The 1,104-nt window shown below is 66.0% G+C and carries 1 pseudogene; it reads left to right on the top strand.

Annotated features, from left to right (window positions below):
* The first annotated feature begins 77 nt into the window (after positions 1-77).
* Positions 78-1,081: pseudogene (locus ABD369_RS40680) on the top strand (IS5 family transposase).
* The last annotated feature ends 23 nt before the right edge of the window (positions 1,082-1,104 follow it).

The raw sequence follows: 1,104 nt of genomic DNA, 5'->3' as shown, positions 1-1,104 counted from the left end.
CTAGGGCCTGTGTGATGTCGTGATCAATATTGCGGTTTCGTGCCCGCCCGAAGGCGGAATCCGGTAGGACGCTGTGTGTGACGCGTAGGCAACTCACCGACGAGCAGTGGACGTTCATCGAGCCGTACTTGCCGATCGGCGAGTACGGCCCGTACCCCGAGAGGCTGCGGGATCAGTTCGAGGGCGTGATCTGGCGGTTTCGCTCCGGCGCCCAGTGGCGGGAGATGCCCTCCGAGTTCGGTCCCTGGCCGACCGTCTACGGTCGCTTTCGGGTCTGGAGGGACGCCGGCGTCTTCGAAGCCCTGCTGGAGGGGCTGATCGCGGAGGCCGCGAAGCGGGGTGAGGTGGACCTTTCCCTGGTTAGCGTGGACTCCACCACCGTCCGGGCACACCACGACGCCGCCGGGATGCGCCTCGATTGCGATGCCATGACCGCCCTGGAGAAAGCTGCCGACGAGGCGGAGAAGGCCCGGCAAAAGGGGGCGACCCGGAAGGACAAGACGGGCACGACGCCGCAGACGACCCGGAACGGGAAGAGCGGCGACGAATCCGGCGTCGGCGCAAGCTCCGGCTGAAAGCTGCTCTACTCGGGCGCTCCAGGGGCGGGCAGACGAGCAAGATCCATGGCGCCGGCGACCGGAAGTGCCGACCGCTGGTGTTCATCCTGACCGAGGGGCAGGCCGCGGACAGTCCACAGTTCATCCCCGTACTCAAGAAGGTCCGGGTCCGCGGACCCGTCGGCCGTCCCCGCACCCGACCCGACGCGGTCGCCGGCGACAAGGCCTACTCGTCCCGCGGCAACCGTGTCCACCTGCGTGAACGCCGCATCAAGGCGGTCATCCCGGAGAAGAAGGACCAGGCTGCCAACCGGAAGAAGAAGGGCAGCCGAGGCGGTCGGCCTGTCAGCTTCGACGCCGAGCTCTACAAGGAACGGAACACAGTCGAGCGCCTTTTCAACAAACTGAAGGCCTGGCGAGGCATCGCGACCCGGTATGACAAGAGCCCGGAAAGCTACCTCGCCGGCCTTCACCTCCGCGCCTCGATGATCTGGATCGATGATCTCCTGCTGACCGCTGATTGATCACAACATCACACAGGCCCTAG

The sequence above is a fragment of the Kitasatospora cystarginea genome (assembly GCF_039533515.1).
Classification (GTDB): Bacteria; Actinomycetota; Actinomycetes; order Streptomycetales; family Streptomycetaceae; genus Kitasatospora; species Kitasatospora cystarginea.
Note: the sequence above shows the minus strand (reverse complement) of the source record. Positions and strands in the feature narration are given on the sequence as shown.